This window comes from Mesorhizobium dulcispinae, assembly GCF_033977345.1.
GTDB classification, from domain to species: Bacteria; Pseudomonadota; Alphaproteobacteria; order Rhizobiales; family Rhizobiaceae; genus Mesorhizobium; species Mesorhizobium dulcispinae.
The window spans coordinates 166026-180599 of sequence record NZ_JAVIIY010000004.1; the positions used below are offsets into that span (position 1 = coordinate 166026).

Annotated in this window: 12 protein-coding genes; 9 read left to right on the forward strand and 3 right to left on the reverse strand. The window is 65.8% G+C overall.

The window, feature by feature from the left end:
* Positions 1-13 precede the first annotated feature (13 nt).
* Positions 14-1021, reverse strand: coding sequence for a phosphogluconate dehydrogenase (NAD(+)-dependent, decarboxylating) (gene gnd, locus RFN30_RS11760; RefSeq protein WP_320262247.1), 1008 nt, complete (start codon positions 1019-1021; stop codon positions 14-16).
* 34 nt (positions 1022-1055) lie between these two features.
* Positions 1056-3473, reverse strand: coding sequence for a glucan 1,4-alpha-glucosidase (locus RFN30_RS11765; protein ID WP_320262248.1), 2418 nt, complete (start codon positions 3471-3473; stop codon positions 1056-1058).
* A gap of 225 nt (positions 3474-3698) precedes the next feature.
* Between RFN30_RS11765 and RFN30_RS11770 the strand changes: the two genes are divergently transcribed.
* Together RFN30_RS11770 and RFN30_RS11775 are read left to right on the forward strand one after the other, a co-directional pair.
* Positions 3699-4976 carry a GAF domain-containing sensor histidine kinase gene (locus RFN30_RS11770; RefSeq protein WP_320262249.1) on the forward strand — a complete coding sequence of 426 codons (1278 nt, stop codon included), beginning with the start codon at positions 3699-3701 and terminating at the stop codon, positions 4974-4976.
* Positions 4976-5716, forward strand: coding sequence for a response regulator transcription factor (locus tag RFN30_RS11775; protein ID WP_320262250.1), 741 nt, complete (start codon positions 4976-4978; stop codon positions 5714-5716). Before RFN30_RS11770 ends, RFN30_RS11775 begins: the two co-directional genes overlap by 1 nt.
* Positions 5717-5731: 15 nt before the next feature.
* Here the strand turns inward: RFN30_RS11775 and RFN30_RS11780 are convergent, their stop codons facing one another.
* Positions 5732-6061, reverse strand: a complete 330-nt coding sequence (locus RFN30_RS11780; RefSeq protein WP_320262491.1) for a putative quinol monooxygenase — start codon at positions 6059-6061, stop codon at positions 5732-5734.
* Positions 6062-6198: 137 nt separating this feature from the next.
* Between RFN30_RS11780 and RFN30_RS11785 the strand changes: the two genes are divergently transcribed.
* From RFN30_RS11785 to RFN30_RS11815, 7 genes are all read left to right on the forward strand, one after another.
* On the forward strand, positions 6199-6393 hold the full coding sequence (locus RFN30_RS11785; protein WP_320262251.1) for a tautomerase family protein: 195 nt from the start codon (positions 6199-6201) through the stop codon (positions 6391-6393).
* Positions 6393-7283 (forward strand): SMP-30/gluconolactonase/LRE family protein, encoded by an 891-nt coding sequence (locus RFN30_RS11790; RefSeq protein ID WP_320262252.1) that lies wholly within the window; start codon positions 6393-6395, stop codon positions 7281-7283. The genes RFN30_RS11785 and RFN30_RS11790 overlap by 1 nt, the downstream gene beginning before the upstream one ends.
* Before the next feature lie 106 nt (positions 7284-7389).
* Positions 7390-8406: an ABC transporter substrate-binding protein gene (locus tag RFN30_RS11795; protein ID WP_320262253.1), complete on the forward strand. Its 1017-nt coding sequence runs from the start codon at positions 7390-7392 to the stop codon at positions 8404-8406.
* Between the two features lie 46 nt (positions 8407-8452).
* Positions 8453-9916 (forward strand): sugar ABC transporter ATP-binding protein, encoded by a 1464-nt coding sequence (locus tag RFN30_RS11800; RefSeq protein WP_320262254.1) that lies wholly within the window; start codon positions 8453-8455, stop codon positions 9914-9916.
* 1 nt (position 9917) lies between these two features.
* Positions 9918-10895 carry an ABC transporter permease gene (locus RFN30_RS11805; RefSeq protein ID WP_320262255.1) on the forward strand — a complete coding sequence of 326 codons (978 nt, stop codon included), beginning with the start codon at positions 9918-9920 and terminating at the stop codon, positions 10893-10895.
* Positions 10896-10898: 3 nt separating this feature from the next.
* Positions 10899-11846, forward strand: a complete 948-nt coding sequence (locus RFN30_RS11810; RefSeq protein ID WP_320262256.1) for an ABC transporter permease — start codon at positions 10899-10901, stop codon at positions 11844-11846.
* A 364-nt stretch (positions 11847-12210) separates the two neighbouring features.
* Complete coding sequence (locus RFN30_RS11815) at positions 12211-14271, forward strand: 3-hydroxyacyl-CoA dehydrogenase NAD-binding domain-containing protein (protein WP_320262257.1); 2061 nt, start codon at positions 12211-12213, stop codon at positions 14269-14271.
* Positions 14272-14574 lie beyond the last annotated feature (303 nt).

A 14574-nucleotide genomic window follows, 5' to 3' on the forward strand; every position in this document is an offset into this window, starting at 1 on the left:
GCCTCTCCCGCTCTCACGCCTTCGGCTTTTCGATATGACCGCCGAAAGCATAGCGCATGGCGGACAAAAGCTTGTCGGCGAAGGCGGACTCGCCTTGCGAGGAGAAGCGGTCGAACAGCGCCGAGGAGAGCACGGGCGCCGGAACGCCGGTGTCGATCGCCGCCTTCAAGGTCCAGCGGCCTTCGCCCGAGTCCGACACCCGGCCGCCAAACTGCGTAAGCGCGGGGTCGTTTTTCAGCGCGCCGGCGGTCAGGTCGAGCAGCCAGGAGCCGATGACGCTGCCATGCCGCCACACCTCCGCCACCTGGGCCAGGTCGATATCGAACTGGTAATATTGCGGGTTTTCCAGCGGGCTGGTCTCGGCATCCGCCGTTCGACCACGTTTGCCGGCATTGGCCGATTTCAGGATATTGATGCCCTCGGCATAGGCGGCCATGACGCCGTATTCGATACCGTTATGCACCATCTTGACGAAATGACCGGCGCCGCTCGGCCCGCAATGCAGATAGCCGTAAGGCGCGGTGCCGGCGTCCTTCGGCGGATTGGAGCCCGAATCGGCGCCCGGCGCCAGCGTGGCGAAGACGGTATCGAGGTGCTGCACGGCTTCATCGGGGCCGCCGATCATCAGGCAGTAGCCGCGCTCGAGCCCCCAGACGCCGCCGCTGGTGCCGACATCGACAAAGCTGACGCCTTTGACCGCCAGTTTCGCCGCCTGGTCGACGGCGTCGTGGTAGTAGGAATTGCCGCCGTCGATGATGATATCGCCCGGCTCCATCAGCGCCGCCACCTGGTCGACGATCTTGCCGGTGATCGCGGCCGGCAGCATCAGCCAGGCACAGCGCGGCTTGGCAAGCTTGGCGACGAATTCTTCAAGCGAGGCAGCGCCGACGGCGCCGTCCTTGACCATGCCGGCGACGCTTGCCGAATTGATGTCGTAGACGACGCATTCGTGGCCGTCGCGCATCAGGCGGCGCACCATGTTGGCGCCCATCCTGCCCAGTCCCATCATTCCGATCTGCATGGTGTCATCCTAATAGCTTGAGGAAGGAAGAATCTTACTTGCTATCCGAAGAATCGATGCCGACGGTGAAGTCGACATTCTCCCAACGGCTGGCTTCGGGCCAGAAAAAAGTGAAGGCGATCGTCGATCCCGGCGGCAGGTCGGCAACAGACAGGTCGACCAGGTGGACGCCGAAGGCGTTTTCGGCCGTCTTGTCGTCATGCACCGTCAGCCATTTGTCGCTGCTCCAGTGCACCACGCCGCGCGCGGCAAGTTCGACGCGCAAGGTTTTGCCGGCGGGAATCGAGCGGATCTTGCTGTTGAAGCGCCATGTCCGGAAGGACGAGACGGTCTTTCGCCTGACGTAGCGCTCGACGCCCTGCGGCGGCATGTCGAAGACCGCTCCGTCGCGCAGCGAGCGCAACAGCTTGATATGCTCGGCATGCGCCCAGACCAGCGGCATGGCGCTGCCGGAAGGCGCGCCGAACCGCAATTCGCGCTCCGGCATGTCGCGTCCGTCCCAGACCTGCTCCGGCAGGAGGCCGCCTACGCCAGCCGAGCGCTCGAAGGTTTCGAGCAGTTCAGCCGCTTTGCCGGTTCGCCCGGCGGCCAGCTCGTAATGGGCGCGTTCGCCTACGAGCAGCGGCCACGGCCGGCCCCGCCCGGTGCCGTCGAAGGGCGCTCCATCCTCGTGCTCACCGTAGCCGTCGCCGCTGTAGCGGTACCAGACCGGGCCCTGCGGCAGGTCGCAGCGCAGCGTGGCGTCGATGACCTTGACCGTGTTCAGGATGCGCGGATCGTCGGCGGCTCTCAGCCCAAAGCGCACCAGCGCCAGCGCGTCGGGGCTGACAATGGCCTCGGCCGGCTTGTCGCTGTCGCCAGGAGGCCGGTTCATGATCGGCACGAAGCCGTCCTTCGGCGAAGCGGCGCCAGCATCGTCGGGTGGCGCGATGCGGACATAATAGCCCTCGACGCCTTCCCTGGCGCACAGCTCCGTGCCGGTGACATAGGTCCAGCGCTCGATCTGGTCGTTCCAGCAATCGGCGGTTTCGCGCAGATAATTTGCCGGCTCACTTTTATCGCAGGCGTCGAGCATGTCGGCGGCGGCGAGCAGCGCCGCGATCTCGACGGCCAGGGTGAACGGGCTGTAGCCGGCGTCCTCCTCCCAGCGATCCTCGCCGGTGACGGGGCCGTTGCGCACCACATAGGAGGCCGCGCTCTCGATCATGGCCATGAACTCGTCGAGCTTCGCGCGCGGCAGATGGCCGGCGCGGCGGAGCGCATCGGCGAGCAGCAGCGGAAAGGCGCACTCGTCCATCTGGATGCCGGGCCAATAGGGCGTGCCGCTCGACCAGCAATTCTGCGGCCAGTGTCCGTCGGGCTGCTGGATCGAGCGCAGATAGGTGAGGATTTGCAGCGCCTGCCTGGCGTCGCCGGCGGCGAGGAAGCCGCCCGCCGTCTCGACCAGATCGCGCGGCCAGACCAGATGGTAGCCGCCGAGGTCGTCGTCGCCCTTGTTGAAACCCCAGGGGATCGAGAGACTGGCGACAGCGGCGCCGGGCCTGGCGATCGACAGATGCGAGGCAAGCACCGCGGTGCTGATGCGGTAGGTATTCAGGCCAGAGGCGGCTTGCCGGTCGAGCTTCTCCAGGCCGGCCTGGAACTTCCGCCAGTTGGCAGCATAGGTTTCAGCGGCCGCCTCGAATCCGTCCCTCAGGCTGGCCAGCGCGATTTCCGCCGCCTCTTCCGGCCAGGCGCCGAAGCCGAGCGCCAGCAAGGCCGTGCCCCTGCCTGCCGAGAAATCGATCTCACCAGTCAGCGCCACATTGCCGTTCTCCGCGCGCTCAAAGGCCGGATCGAGCACGCCACCATTCCGGAGTTGCTGCCAGCCGTCGGAGAAACCGACATAACCGGCCGAGCAGGCGCCCCAGGGCAGCGAGGAAGCGAGCGCGAGCGAGACGCAGCGACCTGACGCAAAAAGGATGCGCTGTCCCCTGTGCTCGCCGACCCAGGCCGTGTTGCCCATGCCGGCATTGATCAGATGCGGCGCAAGCAGCGCGTAGACGCGATAGTCCGAAGCCGAACCTTTGAGCGCCACGAAGGTGATTTCCTGCAGCAGGACAGGCCGTTTCGAGTCCGAAACGATGCCCTTTTCTATTCGGTAGGAGCCATCTGCCGCCGTATTGACCAGACGGTAGGCCTGCACGCCGTCCTCGAACGGCTCGATAAGTTGGACGGTATCGCGTTTCTCCTCCGAGAAAGAGCCGCCGGGACCGGTGACCATCAGCTCCATGTCGCGCGTGCAGGCGCTGTCGAGGCGGGGATAATAGATCTCGTTCAATATGCCGTGGCTGATGGTGAACCAGAGCGGGCTTTTGGCCGAAAGCGCGGTGCCGACGCCGCTCTTGGCGCTTGACGTCCAGCGCGCGGGTATTCCCGGGGCGCCCTGAGCAATGGTCGGCGTCACTGCCATCAATTGGCCTCCTGCCGCCGTTCCTAGACCAGGAGCCGGCGGCTTTTCAATCGTCGCACCTGAAGTTGATCGGCCTCACGTTGCGTGAGCCATCGTTGACAGCGGCACCGTCAAGCGCTCACTATTTCGTAAACAGGGAGGAACTGCGGGAAACACGGCTTGCAGCCGAGCCATGAGGCTCAGCTCGCGTGTCTTTTCGCGGCATTCAGCGGCAAGGGAGGAGACATGTCGGAGGTATCTCCCCAGCTGATCGACCGGCTGCTCGCGATCTCGCGGGCCTTGGCCGGGCATATCGATCCGGGCTCGGCATTCCGGGCAACCGCGATCGAAATCGGCACTCTCATCCCGCACGACCATATCGACCTGGCGGTGCTGTCGCTCGATGGACGCATGCACGCTTGCTATGAGGCCGGTTTCCATACGAGCTGGAGCGAGCTTGCGCAGCATCCGGTCGAGGGCAGCCCGATCCGCCGCGTGCTGCGGGGCGAGACGCCTTATCTTTTGTCCGACAATGCGCTCGTCGACGATCGCTTCCATTTCGAGGGCGCCTTCGACGGTCCGATCTTCGCCGCCAAGCTGCGCAGCCGCATCATCGTGCCGCTCAGAGCCCGCGGCAGCGTCATCGGCGCGCTCAACATCAGCCGGCACGAGGCCGGATGTTACACCCAGGCCGACGTCGACGTCGCCCAGCAATGCGCCGACCTTATCGGGCCCTATATTTTCGCGCTGATCCAGACCGAAGAAGCGCGGCGCGCCATGCTCGCAGAGAGCGAAGCACGCAACCGGGCGGAACTGCTCAGGGTCGGCGCCTCGCAGCTGACGGCAGGCATGGAGCGGGAGCGTCGCCGCATGGCCATGGACCTGCACGACCAGACACTGGCCGACCTCGCCCGCATCGCGCGGCAGGTCTCTGCGTTTCGCAGCCGGGGCGTGGCGCGGACGGCCCAGCTTGCCGATCTCGAACAGGAAGTGGCGGGCTGTCTGGCGGAGCTGCGCCATATCGTCGACGACATGCGGCCGAGCGTGCTGGAGCTGTTCGGCCTGCGCGACGCGGTGGAGGCGCATCTCAACCGCAGCGTCGCCAGGGCCAAGCCGCCGATCGCGGTGCGCATTGCCGACAGCAGCGACGGCAGCGCCGACAGCCTGTCGGAAACGCTGCGCACGGCGCTCTACCGGATCGTGCAGGAAGCCATCAACAACGCGGTGCGCCATGCCGGGCCGAGCCGCATCGAGGTGCATCTCGCTTCCACGCCAGGCACGTTCAGCGTGACCGTCACCGATGACGGGTCTGGCTGCGGCGAGGTCGACCCCGCCGCTCAGGGCGGCATCGGCCACATGCATACGCGGGCGGCCCTTGTCGGGGCGCGGCTGCGCTTCGAGCCGGCGAGCCGCGAGGGCGGCACGCGGGTCATCATCGAGATCGACCGGGAGCCCGCTGAGGGCAAGGTATCGGCGCGCGGTGCTGCGTCGACCGAGGGCAAGCCGGTGGCGGAGGCAGTGTGATGCTGGTCATGATCGCGGAAAATGACGGCCTGCACCGCACCTTCGCGCGCCGCACCGTCGAGCAATTGTGGCCCGGCGACGTCGAGGTGATCGAAGCCGGTGACGGCGAGGACGCCATCAACCTTGCGGCCGAGCGGCAGCCGCCGCATGTCGTGCTCGACCTGCAGCTGCCAAAGGCGACCGGCATCGAGGTGGCCCGCGCCATCTGGAGCCGGCGTGCCGGCACGCATATCCTGTTCTGGTCGAATTTCGCCGACGAGGCCTATGTGCGCGGGGTGGCGCGCATCGTGCCGCCGGGCTCGGTCTATGGCTATGTGCTGAAGTCGGCGACCGAGGAAGGCATGCGCTCGGCGCTGCGCGGCGTGTTCCGCGAGGGGCACTGCATCATCGACCGCGAGATCCGCGGCATCCAGCACCGCGTCCAGGACCGGTTCGAGGGCATCACCGACGGCGAGTATGAAAGCCTGATCGACATCGCGCTCGGCCTCACCGACAGGGCGATCGCTGCCCGGCGCGGCCTGTCGATCCGCGGCGCGCAAAGCCGCATCAAGCATGTCTACGATAAGCTGGGCATCGTGCCGCCGGAAGAGGGCGCCGGCGAAGCATCCGTCTTCAATTCGCGCACCCGCGCCATCTACCTCGCCATGGCGCGCGGGCTGATCAACATCGACGCCTTGCGGCGCGAGCAGGAACAGCTCGACGCATGGCTCGTCCAGGCGGCGCCGCTGCAGGATCACTAGTCCGCTCAGTTTGAATTATGAGTTGCTCTTCGCCCTCAGAGCGATCGGCTCGGTTTCGATCAGCCGAAGCGACCGGACCATATTTGCGGTCTGCGCCTTGTACCGGAGAAAGTGTGGTGTGGTCAGGTGGGCTTGGTAGGCGAACTGATCGGCATAGCATTCGATCACGCGCACCATGTGAGGCGCATCCTTGACCGAGACCGCGTGAAGGAACAACACGCCAGGCTCGTTCTGCACCGAGGCCTCGATTTCGTCGGCGAGCGAGGTCCTGAAGCTTTCGATCTGGCCGGGGTCGATCTCCAGTTCCGCAATTCGCACGATCCGCCCGACGGGACGCTCTGCCATCATGGTTCCCCTTGCTTCCAATTTTGGGCACCGACTGTGCAAAACCACAGTCGGCGATGCGCATAGACCCGTATCGCCCGGCCCGCATCCCGACTACGCTTTTGTCCTACAAAAAGAAAAAATATCGGGGAAACGCCATGCCGTTCGTCAGCATACGGATACTCGAGGGCCATTCGCAAAAGCGCAAGAACGAGATCTCGCGCCGCGTCACAGAGGCGATCAGCGAAGTTGCCGAGTTGCCCAAGGAGGCGATCTGGGTGGTGATCGAGGACGTGCCGGGCAGCGACTGGTTCGTCGGCGGCAAGCCGGTGCGCGAACCGAAGGCCTCGTAATGTCGATCCCGGCGCGCACCCGTCACTCCGGCTTCGGCGACGTCGTCGGCAATGCGACGATGGAGCGGCTGGCCACCGGCTACGGCTTCATCGAAGGACCGGTGTGGCATCCCTACGAGAAATGGCTGGTCTTCTCCGACATTCCGGAAAGCCGCATGTACCGGCGCAGCGCCTCGGGCGAGATCGAGCTGTTCCGTGAGCAGAGCCACAAGGCCAACGGCAACACGCTCGACCGGCAGGGGCGGCTGCTGACCTGCGAGCACGCCACCAGCCGCGTCACCCGCGCCGAGCCGAACGGCGCGACGACGGTTCTTGCGACCCATCACAAGGGCAAGCAGCTCAACAGCCCGAACGACATCATCGTCGCCACCGGGGGCTCGATCTATTTCACCGATCCGACTTACGGCCGGACGGAACTCTACGGCGTACAGAGGCCGCAGGAACTGCCGTTCCAGGGCGTCTATCGGATCGACGGCGACGGCGCGCGCCTGACGCTGCTGGCCGGCGATTTCGCGCAGCCCAACGGGCTCTGCTTCTCGCTCGACGAATCGAGGCTCTTCGTCAACGATACCGAGCGCGGCCACATCAGGGTGTTCGGCGTGGAAGCCAATGGCGATCTCAACGGCGGCGCGGTGTGGGCGGTGACGGAGGGCGACGGGCTGGGTGCGCCGGACGGCATGAAGATCGACAGCCGCGGCAATCTCTATTGCACCGGCCCCGGCGGCATCCATGTCTTCGATGCCTCCGGCGAGCTTCTCGGCGTCATTCCAACGCCCGAAGACTGTGCCAACTTCACCTTCGGCGACGAGGACCTGAGGAGCCTCTACATAGCTGCCTCGACGTCGCTTTACCGGCTGAGGGTGCGCGTGCCGGGGCTGAGGCTGTTTTGAGCGCGTTCGCGAGGATCGAATTGGGCGCTCGGACCGGATTGGAGTGAAGCCGGCTCGGAGGGGCCGATGAAAAGTGCAGCAGTCAACACATCTGGGAGGATATGACATGAAGAAACTACTGGTCTTGAGCGCCCTGGCAGCCATGCTCGCCTCGGGCACGGCGCTTGCCGACACGAGCGGCAAGAAGATCGCCTTCTCCAACAACTACGCCGGCAATTCGTGGCGCCAGGCGATGCTCGACAGCTACGGCATCGTCACCAAGAAGGCGGTCGACGACAAGGTGGTGGCGGCGGCAGACGTCTTCACCACCGCCGACAAGGAAGTGCCGACCCAGGCGGCCCAGGTGCAGAACCTGATCCTGCAAGGCTATGACGCCATTGTCATCAACGCCGCCTCGCCGGATGCGTTGAACGGCGCCATCAAGCAGGCCTGCGACGCCAACATCGTCGTCGTCTCCTTCGACGGCATCGTCACCGAGCCCTGCGCCTACCGCGTCGTCGTCGACTTCAAGGACATGGGCAAGCAGGAAGTCGAGCAGATGGCCAAGTTCCAGCCCAAGGGCGGGAATCTGCTGGAAATCCGAGGCCTGGCCGGCACGTCGATCGACGATGCCATCCACGCCGGCATCCTCGAAGGCGTCGCCGCCCATCCCGAGTTCAAGATCGTCGGCTCGGTCACCGGCGACTGGGACCAGACTACGGCGCAGAAGGCGGTGGCGACCATCCTGCCGTCGCTCCCCGACGTGGTCGGCATCGTCGACCAGGGTGGTGACGGTTATGGCGCCGCACAAGCCTTCGCCGCCGCCGGCAAGCCGCGCCCGACCATCATCATGGGCAACCGGCAGGACGAGCTGAAGTGGTGGAAGGAGCAGAAGGAGAAGGACGGCTACAAGACCTGGTCGGCCTCGATCGCGCCCGGCGTGTCGACGCTCGCCTTCTGGGTGGCGCAGCAGGTGCTCGACGGCCGCAAGGACATTCCGCACGATCTCCTGGTGCCCTATCTCGCCTTCACCCAGGATGATTTCGAGGCCGCGCTGCCGAAGATCAAGGAAGGCGGCGTCGCCACGCACGAATACACGCAGGAAGAGGCCACCGCGGCCATCAAGGCCAACATCAAGCAATAGCGGCGCAAGCGTTGCCAGCCGCATCGCCAACCGGATATCGTTGAGGATGCTCCAGGCTATTGCAGATATCGTCAGACTGGACGGCGCCGAAAAACATTTCGGCGCCGTCCGGGCGCTTAACGGCGTCGACTTCCATGTCGGCGCCGGCGAATGCGTCGGGCTGGTCGGCCATAACGGCGCCGGCAAGTCGACGCTGATGCATATGGTGGCGGGCACGCTGCGGCCCGATGGCGGGCAGATCGCCGTTCGCGGCAATCAGGAAGCGAGCTATTCCGTGGCGCGCGCGCTCGAGCTCGGCATACGCTGCGTCTTCCAGGAGCTGTCGCTCTGCCCCAACCTCAGCGTCGCCGAGAACACGCGCATCAACCATCCCTCGCTCGCCGGCCTTGGCTGGCGGCGCAAGTCGGCTGCTCTCATCCAGGCCAAGCTCGACGAGATCTTTCCCGGCCACGGCATTTCGGCCGACGACACTGCCGGCGACCTGTCGATCGGACGCCGGCAGATGGTCGAGGTGGCGCGCGCCTTCACGCTAACCCGCGAGCCGCTGCACCTTGTCATCCTCGACGAGCCGACCTCGTCGCTGGACGCGCACACGGCTGGGCAGCTGCTTTCTTTCGTACGCCGCTTCGTCGGTCAGGGCGGCAGTTGCATCCTGATCTCGCACGTCTTGGGCGAAGTGCTGCAGAATGCCGACCGCATCGTGGTGATGCGGGACGGCAAGGTGGTCGCGGCGGATGCCGCAAATGCATTCGACCGCGATAAGCTGGTCGCCGCCATGGGCGGGGCCGAGGCGCATCAGAAGGCTGCCGCCGAGATCCGCAAGGCCGAGGCCGGTCCGCTCAGGGTGCGGGCGCGGCCGGCGCGGCAGCAGGACGGCAAGGAACTTGTCGCCCGCACGGGTGAGATCATCGGCCTCGCCGGCCTCGCCGGCCATGGCCAGACGGATCTTCTGCTGGCGATCTTCTCGGCCGCGTCTCGCGCCAAGGCCGGCATCGAGGTGACGGCGCCGGTGGCGCTGGTCGCCGGCGATCGCCAGTCGGACGGCATTTTCGCGCAATGGTCGATCGCGCAAAACATCGGCATCCGATCGCTGGCGCGGCTGCGCAACGGCCTGTTGATCTCGCCGCAGCGCGAGGCGGGACTGGCCGAATTCTGGAAGAAGAAGATCGGCATCCGCACGCCGGACATGAACAACAACATCTTCTCGCTGTCCGGCGGCAATCAGCAGAAAACGCTGTTTGCCCGCGCGCTCGGTTCCGACGCCGAGATCGTGCTGATGGACGATCCGATGCGCGGCGTCGACATCGGCACCAAGCTCGAAGTCTATGATCTCGTGCGCGAGGAGGCCGCCAGGGGTCGCACCTTCCTCTGGTACACGACCGAAACCGAAGAGCTCAACAATTGCGACCATGTCTATGTCTTCAAGAACGGCCGGATCGTCGCCAATCTCGGGCGCGACGAGCTGACGGAGGAGAAGATCATCCAGTCCTCGTTCGGCGACGCGGCCTGAGATGACGGCGATCGCTCCCGGCACGCTCCCGAAATCCTCGCCGCGCGGTAGCGCAGCCAGGGCGCGGATGCTGCGCGGCCTTTTGCCGGCGCTGTCACTGGCGCTGGTGCTGATCGCGATCGCCTGGCTCAACCCGCGCGCCATCAGCTATTTCGGCTTCAACCTGATGCTGAACCTGGCGATCCCGATCGCGCTGGCGACGATCGCGCAGATGTTCGTCATCGCCGGCAACGAGCTCGATCTGTCGATCGGTACTTTCGTCGGCTTCGTCGGCTGCGTCACCGCGACTTGGCTCAGGGACGCGCCACTCATCGGCATCGCCGTGCTTCTGGGATCGATCGGCGTCTACGCACTGCTCGGCGCGCTGATCCATCTGCGCAACCTGCCCTCGATCGTGGTGACGCTCGGCATGAGCTTCGTCTGGCAGGGGCTCGCCATCCTCATCCTGCCGAAGCCGGGCGGCAAGGCGCCGGACTGGCTGCTGGCGATCATGTCCTTCAAGCCGCTCTACATCCCGTTCCCGATCCTCGCCGCGCTGCTGATCGCCGCGGGCGTGCATTTCGGCCTGATGCGCACCTCCTACGGCGTCATCCTGCGCGGTTCCGGCGGCAATGCCGCGGCGCTCAGGCGTGCCGGCTGGTCGCTGCTCAGAACCAAGATCGTGCTGTTCGCGTTGACGGGGCTGTTCGGCGCGCTCTCCGGTATGGCACTGATCGGCATCACCACCTCGGCCGACGCCAATATCGGCAACGGCTACACGCTGCTGTCGATAGCCGGCGTCATCCTCGGCGGCGGTGAGTTCGTCGGCGGCCGGGTGTCGCCGATCGGGGCGGTCATCGGCGCGCTGACGCTGGCTTTGGCCGCTTCGCCGCTCCTCACTTTCATGCACATCCCGCCCGACTGGCAGGTCGCCGCCAACGGCGCGATCCTGATCATCGTGCTGGCGGCACGCGTGCTGATCAGCCGCAGAGAGAGGTGAGCGATGGCCTCTCTTCGGACACTGCTCGAAAAACCCTGGCTATGGTCCTTCGTCGGCGCGCTTGTGGTGTGGGCGGCGACGGTTGCCTTCACCGGCGGCTACGGCGCCGGCGGCATGGTCACGGCGGCACTTTCGCTTGCCGTCTTCACCGTCATCGTCGGCGTCGGCCAGATGTTCGTCATCACGCTCGGGCCCGGCAATGTCGACCTGTCGCTGCCGGCCAATATCGGGCTGGCGAGCGCCGTCGCGATGAAGGTGATGGGCGGCAGCGATTCCATGATCGTCGTCGGGCTGCTCGCGGCGCTTGCCACGGGTGCTGCGATCGGCGCCATCAATTACCTGCTGATCTGGGCGCTCAGGATCCCGCCGATCATCGCGACGCTGTCGGCAAGCTTCATCATCCAGTCGGTCGACATCAGCTACGGCCGCGGCCTGCAGATCAAGCCGCCGCCGGGCTTTGCCGATTTCACCAACTGGCAAATCCTCGGCATCCCGGTGCTGGCCATGCTGACGGTGGTCTTCACCGTTTGGGCAGCACTAGCATTGCAGCGCATGATCTATGGCCGCTCGGTGCTGGCGATCGGCCAGAACATCCGCGCCGCCTGGCTCGCCGGCGTCAAAGTCGGACGCATCCGTTTCCTCACCTATACGCTGTGCGGTGCGCTTGGCGGCATCGACGGGGCGCTGCTTGCCGGCTATTTCCGCGGCGCCAATGTCGACATCGGCAACGAATATCTGCTTGCCTCGATCGCGGTGGTCGTCATCGGCGGCACCTCGGTCGCCGGCGGTAAGGCCAATGTGCCCGGCGTCTGGGGCGCTGGCCTGTTCCTGGTGCTGCTCCTCACCATGCTCAACACTTTCGGCGTCAGCGCCGGCGTGCGGCTGGTGCTGACCGGGCTGATCATCGTCGGGGTGATTACGGCCGCGGGTGGCGAGAAGGCTGTCCGCTAGTCGTGGCGGCGCAGGGCTGCGAGAGGCCGGCGGGACAGCACCCCCCTCTGTCCTGCCGGACATCTCCCCCGCAAGGGGGGAGATTGGATGTCATCTCGGCTTTCGCCAATCTCCAGTGTTGCAGAATGTGCGGGGCGCCCGAACTGCTAATCTCCCCCCTTGCGGGGGAGATGCCCGGCAGGGCAGAGGGGGGTGTGAAGGATCGCTGCGGTTCCATTTTTGCGCATTTGAGCCAGAAGTCGTCCCAGCGCACGGCCGCCTCACCTTCGCCGACAACCATTGTGCCAGCGCAACATCCGGTTCCCATTCACGGCACGGGCTAGTAAACCCTTCCGCGATCGCAGCCGGTCTCGGGAGGTTCCGCTTGTCCAGTTCTGTCAGCGTCGTAGACGAGAACGGCGTGGCCGTGGTCACCATCGACAACCCGCCGGTCAACGCGCTGAGTCTTCATGTCCGCAAGCCGCTTTACGAGGCGCTCGCCGCGCTGCGCGACGACCCCGCAGCCAGGGCAATCGTCATCGCCTGCGCCGGACGCACCTTTGTCGCCGGCGCCGACATCACCGAGTTCGGCAAGCCGGTCGAGCAGCCCGAGCTGCGCGCCATCGTCGCCTTGCTCGAAACCATCGCCAAGCCGACGGTCGCGGCCATCCATGGCACGGCGCTCGGCGGCGGGCTGGAGTTGGCGCTCGGCTGCCATTTCCGCGTCGCCGATTCCGGCGCCAGGCTCGGCCTGCCGGAGGTGAAGCTCGGCCTGCTGCCGGGCGGCGGCGGCACGGTGCGCCTGCCGCGTCTGGTCGGCGCCGAGAAAGCGCTCGGCATGATCGTTTCGGGGACGCCGATTTCGGCCGGCGAGGCGAAGGCCGCAGGTCTCGTGGATGCGGTTTTCGACGGTGATCTGTTGGCGCAGGCGGTTCGTTTCGCCGGCGAAATGGCTTCTGCCGGCGGGCCGTTCGTCGCCGTCCGCGACCGCAATGACCGTCTGGCCGAAGCCGATCTCGCAGCCTTCGACGCCCAGGCGGCCGATCTCGCCAGGAAGGCGCGCGGGCTGGAGGCGCCGCTCGCCTGCGCCGAGGCGGTGCGCAACGCGATCACTTTGCCCTTCGACGAGGCGCTGGCCGCCGAGCGACAACTCTTCCTGAAGCTTGTTTCCGGCGACCAGTCGCGGGCGCAGCGACACCTGTTCTTCGCCGAGCGCGAGGCCGCGAAGGTGCCCGGCAAGGATCTGCAGAAGCGCAAGATTGGCCGCGTCGGCATCATCGGCGCCGGCACGATGGGCGGCGGCATCGCCATGGCCTTCGCCAATGGCTGCTTTCCCGTGACCTTGCTTGAAACCGGCGAGGAGGCGCTGCAGCGCGGGATGGCGATGATCGAGAAGAACTACGCCGTCTCGGTCAGCCGAGGGTCGCTGAGCGAAGAGGCCAGGCAGCAGCGGCTCGGCCTGTTCAAGGGCAGCACCGACTATGCCGACCTTGCCGATTGCGACCTGATCATCGAGGCCGTTTTCGAGGATATGGCGGTGAAGAAGGAGGTGTTCGGCAAGCTCGACGCGGTCGCCAAGCCGGGAGCCATCCTCGCCACCAACACCTCCTATCTCGACGTCAACGCAATCGCTGCTTCGACATCGCGGCCGCAGGATGTGCTCGGCATGCATTTCTTTTCGCCGGCCAACGTCATGAAGCTTCTGGAGATTGTGCGCGCCGAAAGGACGGCGCCGGAAGTGCTGGCGACGGTGACTGATCTCGCCCGGCGCATCGGCAAGGTGGCGGTCGTCGTCGGCGTCTGTCACGGCTTCGTCGGCAACCGGATGCTGTCCGCGCGCGGTGCCGAGAATGAGTTCCTGCTGCTGGAGGGCGCGTCGCCTAGCCAGGTCGACAAGGCGTTCACGGATTTCGGCTGGCCGATGGGACCGTTCCAGATGGGCGACCTTGCCGGCCTCGACATCGGCTGGCGCAACCGCAAGGCGCGCGGCCTGACGGCGGTGATTGCGGATACGCTCTGCGAGCAAGGGCGCTTCGGCCAGAAGACCGGGCGCGGCTGGTATCGCTACGAGAGCGGCTCGCGCGAGCCGGTTGCGGATCCGGAGGTCGAGGCGCTGATCCGCGCCAAGGCGGCCGAGCAGGGTATCGCGCCTCGTGCGATCGGCGCGGAGGAGATCATCGAGCGCACGCTCTATCCGCTGGTCAACGAGGGCGCGAAGATTCTTGAAGAAGGCATCGCGGCGCGCGCGTCAGACATCGATGTCGTCTGGGTCAATGGCTACGGATTTCCGGTGGGCAAGGGTGGGCCGATGTTCTGGGCCGGGCTTGAAGGGGTGAGCAAGATCGTCGAGAGGTTGGAATATTGGCATGCAAAGACAGGCCGGGCGATTTTCGAGCCGGCGCGACTGCTGAGGAGGTTCGCGGAGACGGGGTCGTGGGAGGGGTAGTACAGCCATCCGTAACCAGCGCCGGAGTTCCTTCGCACCCCCCTCTGTCCTGCCGGACATCTCCCCCGCAAGGGGGGAGATTAGCTGTTTCGGCGCATCGCCCATTCTGCAACGCTGGAGATTAGCGAAAGCCGGCGCGACAGCTGATCTCCCCCCAAGTGGGGGAGATGTCCGGCAGGACAGAGGGGGGCGCTGTCCCGCCGACCTTTCCGGTTGTCTCGCAGCGACCACACGCCAAATTTGACCATGTGGACAAAAGTCAGGCGCCGCTCCATAGTCGTGGGCGTCTGACATTTTTTTGAA

Bases quoted from the DNA above. Each gene is read 5' to 3' on its own strand.
- gnd (WP_320262247.1), bottom strand. From the start codon at position 1,021: ATGCAGATCGGAATGATGGGACTGGGCAGGATGGGCGCCAACATGGTG.
- RFN30_RS11765 (WP_320262248.1), bottom strand. From the start codon at position 3,473: ATGGCAGTGACGCCGACCATTGCTCAGGGCGCCCCGGGAATACCCGCG.
- RFN30_RS11770 (WP_320262249.1), top strand. From the start codon at position 3,699: ATGTCGGAGGTATCTCCCCAGCTGATCGACCGGCTGCTCGCGATCTCG.
- RFN30_RS11775 (WP_320262250.1), top strand. From the start codon at position 4,976: ATGCTGGTCATGATCGCGGAAAATGACGGCCTGCACCGCACCTTCGCG.
- RFN30_RS11780 (WP_320262491.1), bottom strand. From the start codon at position 6,061: ATGGCAGAGCGTCCCGTCGGGCGGATCGTGCGAATTGCGGAACTGGAG.
- RFN30_RS11785 (WP_320262251.1), top strand. From the start codon at position 6,199: ATGCCGTTCGTCAGCATACGGATACTCGAGGGCCATTCGCAAAAGCGC.
- RFN30_RS11790 (WP_320262252.1), top strand. From the start codon at position 6,393: ATGTCGATCCCGGCGCGCACCCGTCACTCCGGCTTCGGCGACGTCGTC.
- RFN30_RS11795 (WP_320262253.1), top strand. From the start codon at position 7,390: ATGAAGAAACTACTGGTCTTGAGCGCCCTGGCAGCCATGCTCGCCTCG.
- RFN30_RS11800 (WP_320262254.1), top strand. From the start codon at position 8,453: ATGCTCCAGGCTATTGCAGATATCGTCAGACTGGACGGCGCCGAAAAA.
- RFN30_RS11805 (WP_320262255.1), top strand. From the start codon at position 9,918: ATGACGGCGATCGCTCCCGGCACGCTCCCGAAATCCTCGCCGCGCGGT.
- RFN30_RS11810 (WP_320262256.1), top strand. From the start codon at position 10,899: ATGGCCTCTCTTCGGACACTGCTCGAAAAACCCTGGCTATGGTCCTTC.